This window comes from Thermoflexus sp. (genome assembly GCF_042408365.1).
Classification (GTDB): domain Bacteria; phylum Chloroflexota; class Anaerolineae; order Thermoflexales; family Thermoflexaceae; genus Thermoflexus.
Genome location: NZ_JBHOQJ010000105.1, coordinates 1 through 2,756 on the forward strand (window position 1 = coordinate 1; position 2,756 = coordinate 2,756).

The following is a 2,756-nucleotide window of genomic DNA, read 5'->3' on the forward strand; positions in this document are numbered from 1 at the left end:
GCCAAAGGCGCCCGGCTCACCCCCAAAAATGCTGCTCGCTCCCTCCCAACGGCCCAAGGGACCGTGGGGAGGGGAAATAAAGGGGGGTGGGGTCATCCGCTTACAGAAATTCCATAGCGCGCGCACATTCCAAACTCAGGAGGCCTCCCATGCAAACCAACCTGCGCGGCCGTGACGTCATCAGCGACCTGGACCTGTCCGTGGAGGAAGTTCAGACGGTGCTGGATGTGGCCTTCGATCTAAAGATGAAGCAGGCCATGGGGATTTCCCATCGCTATCTGGAGGGCAAGACCATGGCCATGCTGTTCTTCTACAGCAGCACGCGCACGCGGGCCTCGTTCGAGGCTGGCCTGGCCCAGCTCGGAGGGCATCCGGCGTTCATCGAGTCAAAGACCACCCAAATCGCCCACGGCGACACGGCCAAGGAGATCGGGGAGATCTACGGCCGCTACTTCGACGCCATCGCCATCCGCCATGTGGATTGGGGGGTGGGGAACAAATATATTACCGAAGTCGCCCGCTACAGCCGGGCGCCGGTCCTGAACATGCAGTGCGACATCTATCATCCCTTCCAGATCCTGGCCGACCTCATGACCCTGGTGGAGAAGAAAGGGCGGGACCTGCGGGGGAGGAAGATCGCGGTCACTTGGGCCTACGCCGCCAGCTACCAGAAGCCCCTTTCTGTCCCGCAGTCCCTGATCCTGCAGCTGACCCGCTTCGGCATGCACGTGGTGCTGGCGCATCCTCCAGAGTTCCGGCTGATGCCCGATATCGTGGAGCAGGCGAAGGAGAACGCCCGCCGCTACGGCGGCGCTTTCGAGATCACGGACAGCATGGACGAGGCGTTCCAGGATGCGGACGCGGTCTACCCCAAGAGCTGGGGGTGCTGGCTGACCACGACAGACCCTGAGGAGAGCGCCCGCATCGCCCGCAAATACCAGGACTGGATCGCGGACGAGCGGCGGATGCGGCTGGCCCGGTCCGACGCCATCTACATGCACTGCCTGCCGGCCGACCGCGGCCTGGAGGTGACCGACGCGGTGATCGACGGGCCCCAATCGGTAGTCTACGACCAGGCCGAGAACCGGCTGCATGTGCAGAAGGCCGTGATGGCTCTGGTGATGCGTTGATCCTTACCTTGTGGAGGCTAGTATGCGTCTGGAGCCCGGACTGGCCGTCGTCGCCGTCGGCGGCAACTCGTTGATCAAAGGCCCGGATCGGATGACCGTCCCGGATCAATACGAGGCCGCCCGCGAGACCATGGTGCACATCGCCGAGATGATCGCCCAGGGCTGGCGGGTGGTCATCACCCACGGCAATGGCCCCCAGGTGGGCTTCATCCTCCGCCGCAGCGAGCTCGCCCTCCACGAATTGCACCCGGTCCCCCTCGACGCCGCCGACGCGGACACCCAGGGGGCGATCGGCTACATGTTCCAGAAGGCGCTCTACAACGAGTTCCGACGGCGGGGGATGAACCAGCTGGCCGTGACCGTGGTCACCCAGGTGCTGGTGGATCGGAACGACCCGGCTTTTCAGAACCCGACCAAGCCCATCGGCTCCTGGATGGATGAGGAGACCGCCCGCCGCCGGGCGGCCGAACAGGGCTGGGTGGTGCGGGAGGACGCGGGGCGGGGGTGGCGGCGGGTGGTTCCCTCCCCGCGCCCCCAACGGATCATCGAGCTGGCGGCCATCCAAGCGCTGTTGCAGGACGGATTCGTGGTGATCGCAGTGGGCGGTGGAGGGATCCCTGTGGTGGAGGATGAGGAGGGAAACCTGGTCGGGGTGGAGGCGGTCATCGATAAAGACCTGGCCAGCGCCCTGCTGGCCATCGAGCTTCACGCCGATCTTTTCCTGATCTCGACCGCCGTGGAGAAGGTGGCGTTGAACTATGGGAAGCCGAACCAGCGCTGGTTGGATCGGCTGACGGCCTCGGAAGCCCGCCGCTATCTGGCGGAAGGCCATTTCCCCCCGGGCTCTATGGGACCCAAGATCGAGGCGATCCTTCAGTACCTAGAGCATGGCGGGAAAGCGGCTTTGATCACGGACCCGCCTCACATCCCGGCGGCGTTACGCGGCGAGACCGGCACCTGGTTCATTCCGGAGAACGCGTCCGTCGTATGAGGAGCGCATAGGAGGGAGCAGCAGATGCGTCTTCAGGGGAAGGTGGCGCTGGTCACCGGCGCCAGCCGGGGCATCGGGCTGGCGATCGCGCGTGCGTATCTCCAGGAGGGCGCAGCGGTCGCCCTCTGCGCCCGGGACGCCGCGGCGTTGGCGGCCGCAGCCGAGAGCCTGCGGTCCTTGGGGGGTGAAGCGCGCATCCTGGCCCGGCCGTGCGACGTGACCCGGCCGGAGGAGGTCCAGGGCCTGATCGCGGCGGTCGAGGCCGCCTTCGGCCGTTTGGATGTGCTGGTCAACAACGCGGCGGTGCTGGGACCGCGCGTGCCGATCGCTGAATACCCCTTGGAGGCCTGGCGGGAGGTCCTGGAGGTCAACGTCACCGGCGTCTTCCTGGTGACCCGCGCGTCCCTTCCCCTGATGCGCCGGACCGGCGGGGGATCGATCATCAACCTCTCCTCCGGGGTCGGCCGGCGAGGGCGAGCCCGGTGGGGAGCCTACGCGGTTTCCAAGGGGGCGATCGAGATCCTCACCCAGATCCTGGCGGAGGAGCTGGCCCCGGAGGGCATCCGGGTCAACGCCGTCAACCCCGGTCCGACCCGCACCCGGATGCGGGCCCAGGCCTACCCGGAGGAGGATCC

At 66.5% G+C, this 2,756-nt stretch carries 3 protein-coding genes; all 3 read left to right on the top strand.

Annotated features, from left to right (window positions below; translation table 11 throughout):
• Positions 1–149: 149 nt before the first annotated feature.
• On the top strand, positions 150–1,130 hold the full coding sequence (locus ACFMO5_RS04500; RefSeq protein WP_376791562.1) for an ornithine carbamoyltransferase: 981 nt from the start codon (positions 150–152) through the stop codon (positions 1,128–1,130).
• Positions 1,131–1,152: 22 nt separating this feature from the next.
• Positions 1,153–2,121, top strand: a complete 969-nt coding sequence (gene arcC, locus ACFMO5_RS04505) for a carbamate kinase (RefSeq protein WP_376791563.1) — start codon at positions 1,153–1,155, stop codon at positions 2,119–2,121.
• A 24-nt stretch (positions 2,122–2,145) separates the two neighbouring features.
• Positions 2,146–2,756 (top strand): SDR family NAD(P)-dependent oxidoreductase (locus ACFMO5_RS04510; protein WP_376791564.1); only part of this gene is annotated, 611 nt, incomplete at its 3' end.

What these genes read in the sequence shown, in the direction of transcription:
- ACFMO5_RS04500 (WP_376791562.1), top strand. Translation starts at nt 150, where the DNA reads ATGCAAACCAACCTGCGCGGCCGTGACGTCATCAGCGACCTGGACCTG.
- arcC (WP_376791563.1), top strand. Translation starts at nt 1,153, where the DNA reads ATGCGTCTGGAGCCCGGACTGGCCGTCGTCGCCGTCGGCGGCAACTCG.